Origin of the sequence: Pectobacterium atrosepticum (assembly GCA_019056595.1) — a bacterium.
Classification (GTDB): Bacteria; Pseudomonadota; Gammaproteobacteria; order Enterobacterales; family Enterobacteriaceae; genus Pectobacterium; species Pectobacterium atrosepticum.
This window is the reverse complement of the sequence record CP036163.1, coordinates 3,650,302-3,668,966: the sequence shown is the minus strand read 5'-3', so window position 1 is coordinate 3,668,966 and position 18,665 is coordinate 3,650,302. Positions and strand designations below refer to the sequence as shown.

Annotated in this window: 22 protein-coding genes and 5 pseudogenes; 15 read left to right on the top strand and 12 right to left on the bottom strand. The window is 42.5% G+C overall.

The window, feature by feature from the left end; translation table 11 throughout:
- Positions 1 to 65: 65 nt before the first annotated feature.
- Entirely contained in the window at positions 66 to 1,805 is a 1,740-nt protein-coding gene (locus DCX48_17385) for a hypothetical protein (protein ID QXE16128.1), read from the top strand.
- Between the two features lie 201 nt (positions 1,806 to 2,006).
- Here DCX48_17385 and DCX48_17380 read toward each other — a convergent pair whose 3' ends face one another.
- From DCX48_17380 to DCX48_17355, 6 genes are read right to left on the bottom strand one after another with little or no spacing between them, the layout of a single operon-like run.
- Positions 2,007 to 2,471 (bottom strand): hypothetical protein, encoded by a 465-nt coding sequence (locus DCX48_17380; protein ID QXE16127.1) that lies wholly within the window; start codon positions 2,469 to 2,471, stop codon positions 2,007 to 2,009.
- A 1-nt stretch (position 2,472) separates the two neighbouring features.
- On the bottom strand, positions 2,473 to 2,709 hold the full coding sequence (locus DCX48_17375) for a hypothetical protein (protein ID QXE16126.1): 237 nt from the start codon (positions 2,707 to 2,709) through the stop codon (positions 2,473 to 2,475).
- Entirely contained in the window at positions 2,706 to 3,116 is a 411-nt protein-coding gene (locus tag DCX48_17370; protein ID QXE16125.1) for a hypothetical protein, read from the bottom strand. The genes DCX48_17375 and DCX48_17370 overlap by 4 nt, the downstream gene beginning before the upstream one ends.
- Entirely contained in the window at positions 3,109 to 3,459 is a 351-nt protein-coding gene (locus tag DCX48_17365) for a hypothetical protein (protein ID QXE16124.1), read from the bottom strand. Before DCX48_17365 ends, DCX48_17370 begins: the two co-directional genes overlap by 8 nt.
- Entirely contained in the window at positions 3,449 to 3,784 is a 336-nt protein-coding gene (locus DCX48_17360) for a hypothetical protein (protein QXE16123.1), read from the bottom strand. Before DCX48_17360 ends, DCX48_17365 begins: the two co-directional genes overlap by 11 nt.
- Entirely contained in the window at positions 3,781 to 3,966 is a 186-nt protein-coding gene (locus DCX48_17355; protein ID QXE16122.1) for a hypothetical protein, read from the bottom strand. Before DCX48_17355 ends, DCX48_17360 begins: the two co-directional genes overlap by 4 nt.
- Positions 3,967 to 4,276: 310 nt before the next feature.
- On the opposite strand from DCX48_17355, the gene DCX48_17350 reads away from it, so the two are divergent.
- From DCX48_17350 to DCX48_17340, 3 genes are all read left to right on the top strand, one after another.
- Complete coding sequence (locus DCX48_17350) at positions 4,277 to 5,608, top strand: hypothetical protein (protein QXE16121.1); 1,332 nt, start codon at positions 4,277 to 4,279, stop codon at positions 5,606 to 5,608.
- Positions 5,609 to 5,970: 362 nt separating this feature from the next.
- Positions 5,971 to 6,465, top strand: coding sequence for a DUF4755 domain-containing protein (locus DCX48_17345; protein QXE16120.1), 495 nt, complete (start codon positions 5,971 to 5,973; stop codon positions 6,463 to 6,465).
- Positions 6,466 to 6,501: 36 nt separating this feature from the next.
- Complete coding sequence (locus DCX48_17340) at positions 6,502 to 6,879, top strand: hypothetical protein (protein QXE16119.1); 378 nt, start codon at positions 6,502 to 6,504, stop codon at positions 6,877 to 6,879.
- 918 nt (positions 6,880 to 7,797) lie between these two features.
- On the opposite strand, the gene DCX48_17335 is transcribed toward DCX48_17340, so the two are convergent.
- Positions 7,798 to 8,001: an AlpA family transcriptional regulator gene (locus DCX48_17335; protein ID QXE16118.1), complete on the bottom strand. Its 204-nt coding sequence runs from the start codon at positions 7,999 to 8,001 to the stop codon at positions 7,798 to 7,800.
- Between the two features lie 742 nt (positions 8,002 to 8,743).
- Here DCX48_17335 and DCX48_17330 point away from each other — a divergent pair.
- The gene (locus DCX48_17330; protein QXE16117.1) at positions 8,744 to 9,931 is read left to right on the top strand and encodes a DUF4102 domain-containing protein; all 1,188 of its coding nucleotides are present in this window, start codon (positions 8,744 to 8,746) and stop codon (positions 9,929 to 9,931) included.
- 73 nt (positions 9,932 to 10,004) lie between these two features.
- On the opposite strand, the gene DCX48_17325 is transcribed toward DCX48_17330, so the two are convergent.
- Positions 10,005 to 11,393, bottom strand: a complete 1,389-nt coding sequence (locus DCX48_17325; GenBank protein ID QXE16116.1) for a hypothetical protein — start codon at positions 11,391 to 11,393, stop codon at positions 10,005 to 10,007.
- Positions 11,394 to 11,656: 263 nt separating this feature from the next.
- On the opposite strand from DCX48_17325, the gene DCX48_17320 reads away from it, so the two are divergent.
- Entirely contained in the window at positions 11,657 to 11,836 is a 180-nt protein-coding gene (locus DCX48_17320; GenBank protein QXE16115.1) for a hypothetical protein, read from the top strand.
- On the opposite strand, the gene DCX48_17315 is transcribed toward DCX48_17320, so the two are convergent.
- From DCX48_17315 to DCX48_17305, 3 genes and pseudogenes are all read right to left on the bottom strand, one after another.
- A complete protein-coding gene (locus DCX48_17315; protein QXE16114.1) occupies positions 11,787 to 12,035 on the bottom strand; it encodes a hypothetical protein in 249 nt (82 codons plus the stop codon). The two genes, DCX48_17320 and DCX48_17315, sit on opposite strands and share 50 nt — an antisense overlap.
- Positions 12,032 to 12,277: pseudogene (locus DCX48_17310) on the bottom strand (capsid size determination protein). The gene DCX48_17315 and the pseudogene DCX48_17310 overlap by 4 nt, the downstream one beginning before the upstream one ends.
- Before the next feature lie 22 nt (positions 12,278 to 12,299).
- A pseudogene (locus DCX48_17305) lies at positions 12,300 to 13,179 on the bottom strand (IS630 family transposase).
- Here DCX48_17305 and DCX48_17300 point away from each other — a divergent pair.
- Positions 13,124 to 13,304 (top strand): annotated as a pseudogene (locus DCX48_17300) (hypothetical protein). The pseudogenes DCX48_17305 and DCX48_17300 sit on opposite strands and share 56 nt — an antisense overlap.
- On the opposite strand, the pseudogene DCX48_17295 reads toward DCX48_17300, so the two are convergent.
- Positions 13,289 to 13,795: pseudogene (locus tag DCX48_17295) on the bottom strand (capsid size determination protein). The pseudogenes DCX48_17300 and DCX48_17295 overlap by 16 nt on opposite strands.
- A 546-nt stretch (positions 13,796 to 14,341) precedes the next feature.
- Here DCX48_17295 and DCX48_17290 point away from each other — a divergent pair.
- The 8 genes and pseudogenes from DCX48_17290 (at position 14,342) to DCX48_17255 (ending at position 18,502) form a co-directional block, all read left to right on the top strand.
- A complete protein-coding gene (locus tag DCX48_17290) occupies positions 14,342 to 14,602 on the top strand; it encodes an AlpA family transcriptional regulator (GenBank protein QXE16113.1) in 261 nt (86 codons plus the stop codon).
- Positions 14,599 to 14,823 (top strand): hypothetical protein, encoded by a 225-nt coding sequence (locus DCX48_17285; GenBank protein ID QXE16112.1) that lies wholly within the window; start codon positions 14,599 to 14,601, stop codon positions 14,821 to 14,823. The genes DCX48_17290 and DCX48_17285 overlap by 4 nt, the downstream gene beginning before the upstream one ends.
- Before the next feature lie 8 nt (positions 14,824 to 14,831).
- A pseudogene (locus DCX48_17280) lies at positions 14,832 to 15,200 on the top strand (hypothetical protein).
- Positions 15,179 to 15,376 (top strand): host cell division inhibitor Icd-like protein, encoded by a 198-nt coding sequence (locus tag DCX48_17275; GenBank protein ID QXE16111.1) that lies wholly within the window; start codon positions 15,179 to 15,181, stop codon positions 15,374 to 15,376. The pseudogene DCX48_17280 and the gene DCX48_17275 overlap by 22 nt, the downstream one beginning before the upstream one ends.
- Positions 15,369 to 15,563 carry a hypothetical protein gene (locus DCX48_17270; protein ID QXE17286.1) on the top strand — a complete coding sequence of 65 codons (195 nt, stop codon included), beginning with the start codon at positions 15,369 to 15,371 and terminating at the stop codon, positions 15,561 to 15,563. The genes DCX48_17275 and DCX48_17270 overlap by 8 nt, the downstream gene beginning before the upstream one ends.
- Positions 15,560 to 15,826 carry a hypothetical protein gene (locus tag DCX48_17265; protein ID QXE16110.1) on the top strand — a complete coding sequence of 89 codons (267 nt, stop codon included), beginning with the start codon at positions 15,560 to 15,562 and terminating at the stop codon, positions 15,824 to 15,826. Before DCX48_17270 ends, DCX48_17265 begins: the two co-directional genes overlap by 4 nt.
- Positions 15,823 to 16,164 carry a hypothetical protein gene (locus DCX48_17260; protein ID QXE16109.1) on the top strand — a complete coding sequence of 114 codons (342 nt, stop codon included), beginning with the start codon at positions 15,823 to 15,825 and terminating at the stop codon, positions 16,162 to 16,164. Before DCX48_17265 ends, DCX48_17260 begins: the two co-directional genes overlap by 4 nt.
- 10 nt (positions 16,165 to 16,174) lie before the next feature.
- Positions 16,175 to 18,502: a DNA primase gene (locus DCX48_17255; protein QXE16108.1), complete on the top strand. Its 2,328-nt coding sequence runs from the start codon at positions 16,175 to 16,177 to the stop codon at positions 18,500 to 18,502.
- Positions 18,503 to 18,665: the final 163 nt, after the last annotated feature.

Below are 18,665 nucleotides of genomic sequence, written 5' to 3'. Positions count from 1 at the left end.
TACTATCTTTTAATATCGAAGTTCGGCAATCAGTAATTATCAATATTTAAGGAGTTCCCTTGTTAATGGTAAAAGATGAACTTGAGGAGTTCAGTAAACTTGCGGATCAATACATCATAACATGTGATCACGCTTCTTTAGCTGCGTTAGTCGAAAGTTATACAAAACAGGATTTCACCTTTTCTCACCCCTTGTACGAAGCCCATTATCTCTACTGTCTAGGAAATTGTTATTCCAAACTCTATGAAACACGTAAAACAGAGTGGTATTCAGAGGATTTGATGAAATCGGTCATCTTCTACAGAAAAGCCATACATACTCTCCCTAAAGCAAACTGGCAGGAACACGTAAATAACATTCATGCATATGATAGTCTTAGATCTATGATTGAGACAAATTTAGCTAACCGTCTTTCATCACAGGGAAGAGCACTATGCTGTATCCCTCACTATGACAAAGCTATTTCTATAGATAACAATCCCGTAGCAATTATATCAAAAGCCAATAATGAATTATTTCTTGGAAATTCACTATACGATGAAGGACATTCTGAATATCATTATTTCATTGCTTACAATCTATTAAAAAAGGGACTCGATAATTTCAAAAAACAATATCCAGAACAAAAAGAATCACTTGAAGATGGGGGGCGATTACACAATTTCCAAAAATGGTTTGAGGATAATTTTGAGATATCATCTTTCGATTATTTCATGAAATACACTGAAAAACTTACATCAATAAAACAGAAAAAGTATTTTGAATGGTGTGCAAAAAACAAGCTTTTCCTTAATGATTTAAATGATGTTTGCGATTACCAGATTACTTACCAAGATATTTTTTCATTACCATCATTTATCCAATCTCTTAATGGTGCGCTTACAATGCATGAAGAATTATCATATCATGGTAATTATGATGAATTAAAAAATGATTACTGCTATGCGCGGTATTTAATATACTCCTCAAAGGATATACCGGACGATGCGCCTCATATATTCAACTCAACTTTTCAACACGTTGAAGATATGACTTACTCAATTAACAATTTAAAGGTTGCCCAATACAAATCAGCATTCAGAATAATATATTCACTTTTTGACAAAATAGCATACCTAATTAGCCATTTTTTTGATTTAAATGACTTGAAGCATGACAGAAAAATAAGCATCGACAATTTATTTCGCGACTTCACAGGCAAGAATAATGAATGGAAGCCCCATAAAAAACTTAAGGATAGTGATAATCCTTTTATCCATGCTTTATTCTATATATTAAAAGATATTCGCAAAGTTGGTAGCTCTGATTCAGTATCAAAATGGTTAGATCCAAATGCTGTAGCATTTGCTGAAATCAGAAATGCTATGGAACATCGTTCATTGAAAATTGTTGATGATTTTGGCTATGAACTCGCAACATCACATAATACTTACAATGATGAAGAATTTACAAAATTGCAAAGAGAGGTCAATACGATACCAGATGAAATTAGAGAAATTGAATTAAAGATAAAAAAAACAAATGAAGACAATGACCCTCATTTATCTATACAGCTTAAAGAAAAGATTAACAAACTAAATACTAAGCATTCAGACTTAAAAGCAAAAATCCATGAAAAAGAAAAACTATCATCACATTGTCTTTTAGTGCCAATAAGCCAATTCGAATCAAGAATTATGCAACTCATTGGCTTAGCTCGTAACTCAATAATGTATCTATCATTAGCTATCCATTTTGAAGAGCGAAAACGCCCAAACGACGGTATTTACATGCAAAGAGAAGTACCACTCAAGCATAATTTATGATTGTACTAAGAACATTTCAGCAGATCTAAACATATGCTTTTTCATGTAAGGCCGTGATAAAAAGGTCTAATAGGTGGAGTGTTTCACTACGTGAATCACCCACTCATAAAAATTCTTTATCTATGTGTCATCAAGAACAATAGCGGAACCCTTAAAAGGGAACCCCCGCCATTCTTCTTGACGTCCTAAATATAGGAGTTGTTATTTTTCTCTATTGGAGAGATTGCGGCGTTCCATGAATAACTTATAACGTTCATCAGCTTCTTTTTGAAATTTTTCAGCGTCAAATGTGTCAGTCTCTATTTTTATTTTTTGTTTAACTGCTTCATCTAATATTTTATTTTCTTTCAGCCTCTCCTTTTCATTTAATATTAACTTGTAGTATTTCATCTTAATATTAAAACTTGCTTTTACAAACTCGTTAGCATCAAAATCTATATTGTATTTTTTAAGAAGTTTTAATATATAATCTATAGGCATTTTTTTCACTTCCTTTTTTATTTTTTCTTCATGCACATCTTTTTTTATACTCCCACTTTTTAACCATTGCTTAAACTTATAGCTGTTATAATGCTGCCACTGATATATTTCAGACGCATATATAACCGACAACATACAAGCAATAAAAAATATGACCATAAAAACCATACATATTAAATAAAACATATCAGCCCCCGCCTTTCTTTCTATACTGCTCTTTTATTAGTGCTATGTGATATTTTTTTGCATTGTTTATACTCACGTCTGCTGAATTTTTAGCAGAACGAAAAGCACTAGAAACAACAGAGGCAATGATAGCAACTAAAAAAGCACAAATAAAAAAACCCATCGCGGCAGGAATGAGACTACCGCCGCCATCGTCTACAGCAGGTTTTGCTTTTGCTATTAAACCTAATATATTCATATATTTTTCTCCTCAATAGTTTTAATCGCTGTTTCTATTCTTTGTTTTACAAAGTCTCTAAACACAAAACCTATTATTCTCGCATCCTCCCCCATATCTAACTCATCTTTTTTATTAAAATATAAATAAGCACTCAATAGCTCTTCACTTTGAATATCTAAAGTTTTGCTAGCAAGTGATATTCTAATAATATTTAATATCTCTAAATATAAACTTGCTCTATCGTGCTTGATTAAAAGCTGGAGCGGGTTAAAATCTTTTTTTCTTTTCATTTCTTGCATGTCATTATCAAAATCTATCATTAAAAAATGTAAGCAAGTAAAAGACGTATCATAGAAGTTCAGGCGGTTAATCATGTCCGCCGTTCCCTCGCGTGGAGGGTTCGGGTTAGGTCTTAAGTTATTCATCCGTTTTACTCCTTTTTTTATTGTTTTTTAGTTTCCATTCGTTAAGCCTCTTATCCCCTTCCGCTCTCAAAAACTCGCGCTGATCGTATATTCTTTTTAATACCATATGATTAGTTAAAGCCCCGACCAATAGCGATAAATCATTAATAAAATCTAACTCGTCAGATACTTCTTTGCTATTTTCTCTAACTATCCTTATTAACTCAGCACCAATTTTTATTTTGCGCGCTGTATCTTCTTTTCTTTTTTCAGCTTTCATTTCTTGCTCCAACCTATTTAGTAAGTTTGCTTTTTGTTCAAGTTCTTTTTTCAATTTATTATATTTATCAATATTAAATGCCATTTTTAGAGCCTCTTTTTTCTTTTATCGTAATAAAAAACGCAATCAATCCAGCTATAAACAAAATCGGCAGCGTAAAAATAAACCCTAACAATAAAACAACAGTAAAACCAAAAATGCCGGACATTTCGTATAAATGACCAAAAAATGTATTTTCATTTTTATACTCAATCATTTTCTGTAAAACAGATTTTTGTTCTTGCTCTTGTTCTCTTAAATAATCCTCTCTATATTCGTCATCTTCACAGCTCAAAGGGATTTCTATAGTGTCATCATTTAAATACTCATTATCATCATAGTCGTAATCATTGTTATAATTTCCAATCATTCCAGATCTCCCCCTAACGTGTCATAAACAACAGTAAAATCGCTTTCATGAGAAAAAAGATTGTAAGTTATAAATAAGCTCGTTCTACATATAACATCCGTATTTTCATCTTGTAGCTTTTTAATAATCAATCTAACAAGTTCAGACGCTGCCACTTCTATTTTTTTATCATTATCATTCATATTTCACCTCTTTTATTTTTATGTTTTTCTGTTATATATATTTTAAGTAATATATTTATTTATTTAAGTAAAGCGCGATATATGTATTTTAATTTCCAGAGCGCGATTTTATAGATAAAAGGTTTACGTATAGCGGCTATTTTAGTTTTGCTAAAAACTACAATAGCGCACTTATACATTCTTCGAATGTGCGCGCCCCATAAATGGGGATTTACTAACGCATAAAAATAAAAAGTAATATTCGCTTTATGCTCAATATTACTTAATCAATTTTTAAAAAAACAAATATATTTTTCTTGTTTTAAAAAGTATGTGCTTTCAATATCAGGAGATAAAAACAATGGCAATATTTCATATGAGCGCTCAAACAATAACACGCAGCAAGGGGCATAGTAGCGTAGCTGCGGCAGCTTATCGCCACGGCGAAAAATTAATGGACGAACACACAGGAGAGATCCACGACTACAGCAAAAAGAAAGGTATTTCAGACAGTGTGATATTATTACCTGAAAGCGCAGACCGTAATTTTTTAAAGCCTGCGTATTTATGGAACACGATAGAAAAAAGCGAAAAAAGAAAAGATGCGCAGTTAGCACGCGAGTTTAATATTGCGCTTCCTGTCGAAATGACAGACGAACAAAAAAAGGCGTTAGCAATAGATTTTTGCCAAGAGAATTTTGTAAAAAATGGAATGATTGCTGATATAGCCTTCCACAAACTCGATAGCGACAACCCGCATTTTCACGTAATGCTAACTACTCGCCTCCTTACTCCTGATGGCGCGGGGTTCGGTCAGAAGGAAAGGAAATGGAACGATAAAGAACTGTTAGAGCAATGGCGCAAGAGCTGGGCAGACGCAGCAAACGAGCACATGCAAAAGGCTGGCATCGATGCGCATATCGATCACAGATCACTGAAAGAACAAAAAGCAGAGTTTGACGCTATCCTGCCCCCTCTCAGAACGGTTGAGCAAGAGGCGCAGGCAATCAGCTTAGACAGACCGGCGACTATCCATAGAGGCCATAGCCGCAATCCAGAGCGACAAGCACGCTTTGACGTGCTCCAAGAAGTGAAAGTATCACAAGAGGCAAAAGCACTTAACCACATTGAACAGAAACAGCTTAAGCCCTCGCCGTTGGCTCCAGCTTCCTTCCCTGCCGCATCTTTGCAAGATGCTACACAGGGAGGCAATGAAAACAACCCGAAAAATAGACTCGGCGAAGTTGGCGAATATCTTCAATCTAAACTCAATAAAGAAGATAAAGCAGATCTTAATGCTGATAATGAAATAAAAGTTCACACCACTAAAAATAATAGTAAAAGCAGTTCAGCAGCGGCTATAGGTTCAACATCAAATATTAATTTAACCGATGAGAAAGTAGATAAGAATCTACACTTAACAGAAGCACAAAAAGAAGAGTTAGAGGATTTAGAAAATAAAGAAACAGCAGCGAAGAAAAAAGCTTATCTGATGGGCGGCGCTGTCGTTCCTGAACTTTCTCAAGATAACAAAACACAGTCAAAAAGTGAGTTTAAAAATAAGCTTCATACAGCTAAACAATCAATATCATTAACTGAACAGAGATTTAATGAAGAACGTGAAGCATATGAGAAAAGAAGAAACCGACCAATAACGCGCTAAATATTTTGCTCATTTTTTATCCCCAATGAATGACTTGGAGTCATATTCACTTTAACCAATTGATAGTGTTGGTTTATTTCCACCTGCCGTCGTATCGTTTATATCGATCAAAATCGATATAATGATAGTTACCACCTATCATAATGATACCATTGATCGATTAAAACAATTAAAAAACCGATCGATAAGCACTTTTTAATCGTTAAAAACTATCAATATTAAATAATTGATCTGTAATAACGATCATTTTACTTGAGAGCAGCCCTCCTCATGTTATGCTCGGAGCGTGGAAGACCGGGCGAATCACCTTGGTATCTTCATGATTAAGCTAAAAACTATCACTCTATGAGGAATGAAATTTTATGAAAACCGAAAACATTATTTTTCTTTTTTGGGCAGTGATTTTTATCCTGATTCTCTGCCAGCTTTTTTACTTTGGCCCTAAGAAAAGAAGGCATCTCAATACTTACACAGAGATATTAGATGGTGATATTCTCTCATATGAATGCCAAAACACCGGTATAGTCATTAATACTAAAAAACGCACAGTGCGTATTTTCAATGCAGATAAAGATAGCACTTTTGAATACGACAACATCAGGGAAATAAATTATACGCTATCCGAAGCTGGAAAAATTTATAACGCAGGTAATAATCTAAACTCTATGATAAAGTCCGCTGGAGCTAACAGTAATGAACAAATGTTAGCTAATCAGCGTTCCGGTATTTTTATACTTACAGATGATATAAAAAATCCTTCATGGAAAATCAATCTACCAATGAAAAACAAAACATCATCGACCAATCAGGAGATCTGCGATCGCTGGCTTCTCATTTTTAATAAATACGTTTTATAACCTTGTTGCGTTTTATTATTTATATATGGAGTTGACATGAAAAAATTGATTGCGGCAGTATTTATTATTCTCCCTTTAGCGAGTTGTACTGTTTATGGAAACAATTCCATTAAAGACGAAACGCAGCAAAATATAGCTTCTAAAATTATAAAAGGTAAAACTACTCAAAAAGATATCCTTCAACTTTATGGAGAACCTCAGACTAAAGAAACTAACGATGGTAAAGAAATGTGGGGATATTCCGTTATGTCCGGTGAATCTCAGATTTCAAATTACATACCGGGATTAGCGTTATTGAAGAATAGCAGCACAGCGCACATGAAAGAACTTGAGATCTGGTTTAAAGGTGATGTGGTTGAACGCTATACCTTTAGACAAACGGCAAGCAAAGCTTCTCGCGGGTTGTTAGATTAATTTAAATAAAATACCATTTTATCTTTAAAAAGAAGTTGGAATAATCCGACTTCTTTTATATTTTATCAATAACATGACATTTCTTATATTAGTGCCTTATGAAATGGCACCTTACTTTTTATATTTCTCTATATGGGGGTTTAACCTTTGTTTTTATTGAAATTAATTTTGTACTAGTAGTACTAATTAATTAATTTAAAAGTTTTTTGTTTTAAGGTTTTGGGGTTTGTGTTTTAGCGGGGCGGCTTTCAGCCGTAGTAGTTTTCCTCCGAAGGAGGAAATAGTTTTTCTTTAAGCATTCCCCCCCTACCCCCCACGCCGAAAAGGCTAAAAGAGAGAGATAGGAGATGCTCATTGCGCCTTGAAAATATTCAGAACGTTTCCATCCTGATACTTCCCCCACGACCCGCGCAAACACAAATCATTAAACTTTCAAACGACTCTCGTTTTACTAAAGAGTTTATACTACCATTTGTAAATTTTTTAGATTGTGCGATTCAGGTTGGCAGCTACGCGTCATCCGGCACTGCCACAATAACATAAGAATTGCCAAACACTTGAGGAACCTTCATTCTTATACCCGATACATAGGATTAGCGTTATTGCTTTATTAAAGATTAAAATCTTCTGGAAGTGGTATTTAACATAAGTTAAAAGTCGGCGAAGAGTTTTTAATTTTTTGTATCTTTATATTATATAAATACATTTATAACATCAGTCAATAGATAAAATCAAAAATATTTTAAAAACACGATTAGATAAAAAACAAAAAAGACCAGATAAAAACCCAGTCTTTTATTTTAAATAAATGATATTTTTCATATGTGGCTCTAAAACGCTCTATACGCGATTTTGAGATGCTTTCACTTTTAATGATGTAATCTGTCAGGAATAAATCAAAAAAGAATGCAATAACATTCAGGCGACTTTATTTCTTGAGAAATATATCTTTTCATCAATCCATGCATCTATTTCACTTTCTACAAACCTGATTGCTCGGTCACCTGTTTTTATAGGCGCAGGGAATTCACCACGACTGATCAATCGATAAATCCAAGCTTTACAAAATCCGGTTCTTTCCAGCACTTCAGGTAAACGGATAAATCTTTTTGCTTTGGTCATACATTTCTCCATTGTTGTTTTGATGGAGGTAGTATCTTCAGATCGCTTATGACGATCAACGTTCAAAAAGCACGAATTGATCAAGCGGTGGTGGATTTTTAGGCAGATTAGAGATGGGAGTAGAAAAAGCCAGTTGCTGCGGGCTTTGAAGCTGTTTTGCAAAAAGTGCTATTTTTCGCTCTATTTTAAGTTATTTAATATTACCTTATTTATCATCTAGTTAATTTCGTTGCGTTTAAATTCTGCACTATTATCTGCTATTCATCTTGCTTCAGGCTAAAAAAGATTTGGGTAGGTGTAAGATTTACCACTGACCTTTAAATATGCTATCTCTGATCCTAATAGATTTTGATGCTTGTCGTGAGTTCAACTCCTCAGCATCGGCACAATCGATGATTTTAACGCTGAAAAACGATACGACTTTGCTCATAGTGTTTCTTTGGTTCCTTTATTGAACCCTCAATTAAAAACCATAACAAAATAACGATAAAAATCAATTTATTATAAGTATAATCACAGGGACCCCAGCCCAATTTAGACATCGGGTATTACCAGATAAGTCCGATGAAGTACGGAAAGCCCGCATGGCGCAAGCTCTGCGGGCTTTTTTGTGTCCGTCATTGTCCGACGATATTCGCCTGAATCCAGAGATTATTGGTATACGAATTGGTATACGGTAGGATATATACCAAAAGGCGTATACCAATTGCATGCGTATACCAATCACGAAGGATATTCCCCCATGGCACGGACAACCCGCTCCCTCACCCACACTGAAGTACAAAAAGCCAAAGCGACAGACAAAGATCTGACGTTACATGACGGCAACGGGTTATTCCTCTTAGTCAAAACCACAGGTAAAAAGCTGTGGCGGTTCCGCTACCAGAAACCCATAACCGGCCAGCGCACTATGATCGGATTTGGCACTTACCCGGCATTGTCATTAGCCGACGCACGCGCCATGAGAGACGAAAAACTGTCTTTGTTAGCCAAAGGAATAGACCCACAGGAAAAAGTGGCTAAGGAAGTCGAAGAAGCACAAATCGCGATAGAAAGCATCTTCATCAATGTGGCGCGTAATTGGTTCACGTTGAAGCAGACCAAGGTCAGTGCGGATCATGCCAAAGACATTTGGCGATCGCTGGAAAAAGACGTACTCCCGGCGATTGAGAATATCCCGGTACAAGGAATCAAAGCCCGCACGCTGATACAGGCGCTAGAGCCGATTAAAGCCCGTGGCGCACTGGAAACAGTCAGGCGGTTAGTACAGCGCATCAATGAAATCATGGTTTACGCGGTCAATACGGGGCTGATTGACGCTAACCCCGCCTCTGGCATTGGTATGGCCTTTGAGCGCCCGAAAAAGCAGCACATGCCGACTATCCGGCCAGAAGAACTCCCTAAGCTGATGCGCACCATTGCCATGTCTAACCTGTCCATTCCGACCCGTTGCTTATTAGAATGGCAGTTGCTGACGCTGATTCGCCCGGCAGAAGCCTCCGCGACGGCATGGGTAGAGATCGATATAGAGAAAAGAACGTGGAGCATTCCGGCTGAACGAATGAAAGCCAAGCGCGATCATATCGTTCCGCTCTCCGATCAAGCGCTGGAACTGCTCGATATCATGCGCCCTATCAGCGGAAACCGCGAACACGTATTCCCAAGCCGTAACGATCCTAAAAAATCCATGAACAGCCAGACCGCGAATGCTGCGTTAAAACGCATCGGCTACGGTGGCAAACTGGTCGCACATGGTTTACGCTCAATAGCCAGCACAGCCATGAATGAAGCTGGTTTTAATCCTGATGTGATTGAAGCAGCGTTAGCGCATTGTGATAAGAATGAAGTTAGACGGGCTTATAACCGCTCTACCTATCTTGAACAGCGGAAAGAATTGATGGTTTGGTGGGGAAAGGTAGTAAAAAAATAATTTAAATAAATTGGCAGATTAATAAATATGCCAATTTTTAATATTGAATAAATATATAATATCTAAGAAACCCTCAGATTAAATATGATATCCCCCCCTTCCATCTATTCAAGTTAGCTACTTCTTCAATCAAACCATAAGGTATACCTAACTTCTCCATTAGTATAACAAATGCCAATATTCTTGATATAACCATACAGTCATGCAGTTTAGAAATAGACACAGAAAACAAAGGTTGATGAATTATATTATTTCTGACTCTACATAATGCATCTATCTTTATTTTATCAAGCCCCAAAGCAACCACAAACTCTTCAGGTAGGTTTTTTATATAATGCCGAATGCATGTCTCAGTGTTTTCCTTGCTACCATTCACCCTCATCACTGCTCTTTTGAATTCACTAATTGATGAGCCATGGAATGTTTTTTGGAGTATACTTCTTGAACGGTCAAGTAATACCGATAGCTTATTTTTATCAACATAATAAGATTGTTTAAACGTTGATCTTTCTATTATTCGATAAAAACCTAAAAACCTCTCTTCATCACTATCTATAAGAGAATAATTAATAAATTTCTTAACTAGCAAATTAGTTTCATTTTCTTTGCCATGAAAATAATTATCAAATATTTGAAGCGGGAATTTTTTTTCAGAACCGTCATTGTATACTGAAGAATAGAGAAGTGACATCGAATTATGCAATTCACTGCTGATGCTCTTTCTTTCTGGAAAGTAAAGGCTAATGTCACTGTGCCTGCTGTTTTCACTCACACGAACCTTAACATCCGTGAAATCGAGTTGTCTCCCAATTAAAAACCTCATAAGCATATAGAGATCAGTATATCTCTCAAGCAGTCCGTTTAAGTCCACTTTGTTTTCAAGATGCAATGTTATGTGTGGTGTAACTGACATGCCTACGGTATGTAAGCCATCTAAACCACCATATCTATATCCATAATAGCCACCTACTGTACCTACATCTTTAATACCCCTCTCAAATTCAACTAAATCTTCCTGTTCAGGTAATTTATTTAAAATAGACCGATTTATTATTTTATTTAATTTTTCAGTATTCCCCAACCAATTTTTTATTCCACTTGAATAAAAGCTCAATACTTGATACATCTCAATATCGTTTAAGTTAGCACTCGAATATAAAAAACCACTTGCCGAGAAGGTATAATCGTTAAAACTATTGGATGGTTCAATAAACCTAAAGGAGCTTTCATTTAATTCCATGCCAAAAAGGCGAAAAAAGCCGCCACTTCCATTAAAAACTGCGGTTTTGAGGTTGAGAAGGTCTGAGAAATCCCGGTTCATTTTACAACTAAAATCGAAAAAACGAATTTCTATATTAGACTGTGTTATTTTCAAGTCCGCAGGATAATCTTCTCCATCAACTCTTATCACCCCCTTACGGTGTTCATCAACAGACTCTCCGTAAAACTTAATGTTTTTCATATCCAAATAATTCCTTTAATATTTTCTATTTATATCAGCTTAATTAAAAATCAATACCAGCATAATTTCTGACTTTCAACGTATTGAGTACCACCACTGCAGCTACGCCAGCAAAGCTATAAAATAAATCACCAACCACTAGCGCGCAATGCTATCCCCGCCACGCCTGCCCGCTTTATGTAGCGCATTTCATGCAGTTGCATGGAAGCGTTCAGGCCGCGCCAATACTGGCGCTGTAGGGCAGATTCGGGGGTAAGTATTGCATGCAAATCCATGCACCGTATGCATGTACGGCCAAAAAATCGCTAGCCAGAGAAAAAAGCTCGCAAAAAAGCCCGCGCAGTGGCGGGCGACGTCCTGATATTGGCGGAAATGAAACCATAATCTGGCTAATTAATTCCGTAGGGCTGAGGCTGGGTAATCCTTATATTTTTTCTGCATAGCCGGTGATAATGGAATATCCGGTATTGGCAGATCTCGTCTATTCGATGGCTGAATAATTTCTTCTATTGATTCCAGTGTCCGAAAGGTTGCCGAGCATTCAATATTCCGGCACTGGTGATAACGCTGCTTGACGTTCTCCGATAACGGGCGACTGGTGCGGGCATGAGCAGCGTGGCCGCAGAACGGGCAATGCATCATAATTTTTGGCTCCGTGTTTTTAATGCCTCTTCTTTTTCTTTCAATTCACGGGAAAATATCATTCGTTTTGCCGGGCTGGATACCGGTGCGAAATCGGCATGCGGCAGTGAAGGGGAGTTCAGCCCCAGCGATGACAGCACTGGCTCGTTACTCATATCAAAGCGGTAGTCATTCGCTTTCACCTTCAGCTTTTCAACAATCAAATCCATTACCACTTTTTCAGGCTTCTGATAGGCGACTCCTAAATAGCTGATCCTAATATCGCTACACTTTTGCCTGACCGTGCTTCCTGCCAGGAAATGGGCTTACCGTTTTCATAAAATAGCGTACTTTGTTCAGTAATTGCCACATCGAACGACAGCTATGATTTCTAGTTATTGTGTCGTGTAATGCCTGCCATAACCGTTCTACGTGGTTCACCCACGGTGAGTAAATTGGTTGATAAATAACAATAAATTTTGGGTTATTCTTCAGCCAACGAAGCGTTTCACGACTTTTATGGATGATGTAGTTATCAACGATCAGCGTGATCGTTTTTGCTCGCCGGTACGTGCTTTTTAGATGTTTTAACAAGCTGATAAATAACCCCGAGTTTTTACTGCTGCTGCCGACGTAACTGACTTTTCCTGTGCCGCTGTGCAACGCGCCAGCCAGATAATATTTTTCGTTTTTCCCTGGCGTAACAACTCGCTTTTGTTGACCACGTAGCTGCCAGTCAGCACCTATTTTGGGGTTGAGATGGATATCGACCTCATCCTCGTAAAAAACGGCACCCGGTTATCTCGTTGATTTTTATTGCTAACAGTTCAGTACTCCAGCGAGAACGCTGATAACCAAAATCTTCCGGCGAATGCTTAATCAGTTGACGCAACAGCACACAAATGCGCTCAAACGGCCAGCGTCGGCCACGACCTGAGGGTAATGATTTCAGGCCTTCCAGCCCGTAAAGTGTGAACCAATTAATCCAGCGCCCCAGCGATGAACGTGCGCAGCAAAGCGTTTTGGCAACGTCACTTATCTTGTCCCCACGATGAAGCATCAACATCGCGGTGAGTCTGCGGGCATAGTTTTTATCACATGTTTTATGGATGGTTTTTTGCATCAGACACCTTTCGGCGTCGGGTATCGGTGCTATGATCGGCATGACTCAGTCCGGTTGGTGATTTGGGATATTCAGCGATTGATCAGATCGCTTAAATCGGACTGAGTTCCCTTCTGGTGATCTACTATTTGGAACAGCTATTTAGGGTAAATTCAGAGGTGGTGATATCCAGCATATGCCGCTTTAACTCAATCGCCCGGATCAGGTTTGTACTGATGTTATTTAACGCCTGATTAAACTCCCATTCAGCGTAGTCACGTAGGGCGCTGGCGTGAGCATTAGAGCAATCTTTTGCTGATGAGTGACACTTCGCTTTCTGTCTCAGTTGCTCTATTTCCAACTGTGCTAGCAAGCCGTCATACTCCTGCGCTAGCTCACGCTGTGCCAGCCGCTGTAACTGCTGATTTTTCAGTTCTTCCGTCATTTCGCCACGTGCGGCAAGAAAACGCGCACGCCAGTCGGTATCGGAAAGCTGATTTTCCGCTTCCGTGTTGGCTTTCTGCTCTTTGGCACGCGCAATGGCGGTATCGATGTTATCCAGCTCACCCGCGTTAACGGTGTGCGCTTCCCGCATTTTCAGGTAATAGTCAGTCGCTTTTGTCAGCGTATCCGGCAGGGTATTAACCGGTTTCGTGTCTGATGTGGTTGTCTGGCTCATTGTCATTCTCTGTATGGGGTTAGTGTCTGGTGGCTATTGTGCAATTCACCACACAACCCCCGCTATCTGAGCCTGTCCTGCCATCGACCACACAAAACAATCTCACCCTTAGGCGGTTTCCTCGATTTAGAACTAACTCTTTTATAAAACTATTCACTACTCTTCACTTGAGAGAAAAGAATAGATAAATCAATAAATAAAGAGGTGAATAGTCGGTAAAAAACTCTTCACCGAGTGTTCACACTGTTCACCCGTTTTTTTGAGCCTTTTTCTGGCGAGCCTGTTTTACGATGTTATTTCCTATAGATAAGTGGGTTATCGATAGTTACAAACACTTATATTTTTATTGAATAAATCACGCTGCCCTTCGTTGCTTTTTATTGCCCTTTATTAACAGTTGGTGGAAAAAATAGACCGTATTTTGCTCACCGATAGCACAACAGCACCTTGTTGCGGTCTCCGAAAATATTCACATAATAGCGAGCTACCAGAGCAATCCAGCGCCATCCGGCCAGACCCGGGCGGACATTAACGAGGTAGCATCACATGTTGTCAGCCACACCCCTAGCCCCTATTCCTGCTATGCCCCCGATGCCACTTCATCCGGTCAGAGAGCGCTTAATGCGTCTGCCGGAAGTGTTGCACGTCACCGGCATTTCCCGCTCGACGCTGTACGAACTGAGCAGCCGCAAAGTTTTTCCCGCCCGTGTTCCACTGGGTGGAAAGAACGTCGCATGGGTTGAGTCCGAAATTCATCATTGGGTGGCTGAGCGTATCGCCGCCCGTCAACAGGAGAACCACGCATGATCACCTTAACTATCGCCGGTCAGTCAGTCACACTCGATGAACGGGAAGCCCTCAGCCTGTGCGATCAACTGTTTCCCGCCATCCGTAATCCGGCCACCGTTGCCGCCCGTGAACAGCGTTTCGGCGCGTTGCTGCTGAGCGTTGCACCGACGCCCGCCGCTTCTGATTCACCCCGGCGTTACTGTGCATCCCGTGCCGGTGATGCGCTGACCAACTGCTGAGGCTGTTCATGACTGCGCAATTTATCCGTTTCCCCGGCTTGCCTGCCGGGGCTTTTTGGCGTTATAGTCTCGCTGCTGTCGCAAAATCGACAGCCGGGCGTAGGAACCCGTGTTTAATCTTGGCGACACCAGACGCCGCTTGCGTCTTTTTTTGTGTCGTAGCCTTAGCACACCTGCATGTTGTGCGGCATGTTTTACGCCGTTATTGCATCCAAACAATGGTGGCTCAGGCGGGGCAGCCTTCGGGCTGGCCGGTTTCCAAGGTTGCCGGTATTCCTACCCCCGTCTGGGCTACCACCCATGAGTGTAGGAACTCCGGTGGTAGCTGTTATCAGCTAAACTTGGAGACTCCCACATGGCTACGACCCTCACTCCGTCACACCCGCAATTTACCTTTCTGTTTCTGGCCGTGCGCCGCGCCGAATTACGCGCCTTACCGCACCGTGAAGCTGTTATCGCTCCGGATGAAATCAGCGCCCGCCGTTTACTGGCGCGTGACTATGTGCTGTCTTTTGCTGGCCGTCTGCCTGCTCAGGGGGTTAGCCATGTTTGATTCTACTCCGTTGACCCTTGATGAAATCGCCGACCAGTGCCGCGCCCTGACGCACGCCGTGATTGAGCTGGATAACCCGGTAGCCAAAGAGGTGCTGACGTTTGTACTCGCTGAACGGCTGGAATTATTGGCGACGACGCTGCAAAGCCCGGAAGCGTCCGAAACCGAGAACGGGGTGAGCGCATGAATACCTTAGCCGCCCGTCTCAATAATCATGATACCTATCCTGTTTCCCATGCTGACTACCTGCGCCTGTCTCATGCGCACCGCGTCGGCGTGATGTTTCTCGATATGCTGGATGCCCAGCAATGCGGCATGACCGCCGCCAAACCCAATACGCTACCGGCCGATGATATGGCCGCACTGGTGGCGCTGTTGACTGACCAGATAGGCCACGTCATGACCCACTGTGAAGCCCACCTTTTCACCGCACGGGAGACAGCACAATGAACATCAATAATCAGTCCTGTATTCCGCTGGAAGTGCGTACTGCCGTGTACCGTCGCGCCGTGGCACAGGCCTATTTGGATAACTGCCGGGAAACCGGCATTGCCCTGAACTGCAACTTAACCGAACTGGAAATCGCCATTGCGCTGGAGCTGGAGGGCGCACACGTGCGTGAGCACGGCACCGCCACCGGGATGGAAATCGCCTGCGCCATGCTGGGTGATATGGTGCAACCCACCTTACTGACCGATAAACCCCGGCTAACCGTGCTGGGGCACATCATCATGGGGGAGCTGTGCCAGTGCGCGACAGCGGCGACCCCGACCACCACACTACATTAAGGGGCAACGCATGGCACACCTTACCGTGACACAGACTGTGAAACGCGCCAGCGGCCATTGGCCGCAACTGCTCCCCGCAGTGGGTATCCGCATTGATGCCACCGGGCAGCATACCGCCTGCCCGATGTGCGAGGGCACAGACCGTTTCCGCTTCGATAACAAGGAAGGGCGCGGCACATGGATTTGTAACCAGTGCGGCGCGGGGGATGGCCTGAATCTGGTTGAAAAAGTGCTGAAGCTGACGCCGACAGAAGCCGCCCTGAAAGTGGGCGCATGGCTGGGCGATCTGCCGGACAGTCCGGCAGCGTCAACACCCGATGAAGAAGACAGCGAGGCCGCCCGGCAACGGGCGGCGGTTCAGGCACAGGCGAAACTGAAAGAGGCGGTGACACAACCCGGCAACGCGTATCTCAGCGTCAAAGGCTGGCCGGATAGCGCCGTGCCAACCCTACAGGGTAAGCCGCTGCGCGTGGGCGGTATCACCTATCAGCCCGGCGATGTACTGGTGCCGCTGACCACACCGGACGGTGAAGTGGTGAATCTCCAGCTTATCAATGCACAGGGTGACAAGCGCACGTTAAAAGGTGGACAGGTCAAAGGCACCTTTCACGCTTTCAGCGGTAAGCAGGCCAGCGTTATCTGGCTGGCTGAGGGCTACGCCACGGGCTTAACGCTGCATCAGTTAACCGGTGATACGGTGTATGTCGCGCTCAGTGCCAACAACCTGCCGTCCCTTGCCCGTGAGCTGAAAACCCGCCACCCGGCGGTCACGCTGCTGATAGCCGCTGACCGGGACGAGAACGGCACCGGCCAGACCAAAGCCGAACAAGCCGCCGCGGCTGTGAATGGCCGTGTCGCGCTGCCGCCGGTGTTTGGTGACTGGAATGATGTCTATCGTGCCGAGGGTGCTGACGCCACCCGGCAGCACCTGGACGTGTTTACCCAGCCGGAGCCAGTCAGCCCGTTTGCGTCGCTGGGCGAGGCTGAATTCAAGGCCATGAGCGCCAGCGAGAAAGCAGAGAAGATACGCGACCACTACCGCGACACACTGGCGATTGACGCCTTCGTGGAAACCTTCTTCCAGTATCAGAATGGTGCGTGGAAAGTGTTGCCCTATCGCCTGTTAAGCCGGGATATCGCAGCGCTGTTTCAGAAGATACACGCCCCCTTTACCGCGTCCGGCATTGGCAGCGTGTTGGACACCCTGAAACTGATTATCCCGACGCAGGAGAAGCCCCAGCGCCGGTTAATCGGTTTTCGTAACGGGGTGTTTGATACTGCCAGCGGTGAATTTAAACCGCATCGCCGGGAGCACTGGTTGAATACCGTCAATGATGTGGATTACACGCCGTTTAAGGCTGGGGAAAACCTTGCGGATAACGCCCCGCACTTCTGGCGCTGGCTGACCCGTGCCGCCGGGAACCACGCGGATAAGCAGGAGCGTATTCTGGCCGCGCTGTTTATGGTGCTGGCGAACTGCTACGACTGGCAACTGTTTCTTGAGGTCACCGGCCCCGGCGGCAGTGGAAAAAGTATTCTGGCAGAAATTGCCACCATGCTGGCCGGGGAGGACAACACCACGGCGGCGACCATCAACACCATTGAATCGTCCCGTGAACGCTCGTCGATTATCGGCTTCTCGTTAATCGTCCTGCCTGACCAAGAAAAATGGAGCGGTGACGGTGCAGGCATTAAAGCCATTACCGGCGGCGATGCGGTGATGGTTGACCCGAAATACCGTGATGCCTATTCCACCCGTATTCCGGCGGTGATTCTGGCCGTCAATAACTCGCCGATGCGCTTTAGCGACCGCAGCGGCGGCGTGTCCCGTCGCCGGGTGATTATCCACTTCGGCGAAACCATCCCGGCCAGCGAACGCGACCCCAAGCTGAAAGAGAAAATCCGCGCAGAACTGGCGGTGATTGTGCGTCACCTGATGAAACGCTTTGCTGACCCGAACGATGCCCGGACGCTGTTACAGGCACAGCAACACTCCGCTGAGGCGCTGGAAATCAAACGGCAGGCTGACCCGCTGGTTGATTTTTGCGGCTACCTGCTGGCACATGGCGACACCACCGGGCTGTATATGGGCAACGCCAACATCACGCCCCGTAACCCGCGTAAATACCTGTACCATGCCTACCTGTCCTTTATGGAGTCGCACGGCCACCAGAAGCCTATCAGCCTGACGGCGTTTGGTAAGGTGCTGCCGAACATGATGTCGGAATATGGGCAGACGTATCTCAAGGGGCGAACCAATCAGGGCATACAGACTAACCTTGAACTGAAAGACGAATCCGACGCTGACTGGCTGCCCAAATGCGAGATAGCGAGGTAGACACCAGAAACGACAAAACCGGCTCCGGCCGGTTTTTTTACGTCCAAACACTTCAAAGGTGACGAGTTACTCATCACCTGTTCACCGACTCATCACTATGTAATTAATTGATTAATAGAAATAAAAATCCGTAGTGAAGATAGTGAACAGTTTTGTGAAAAAT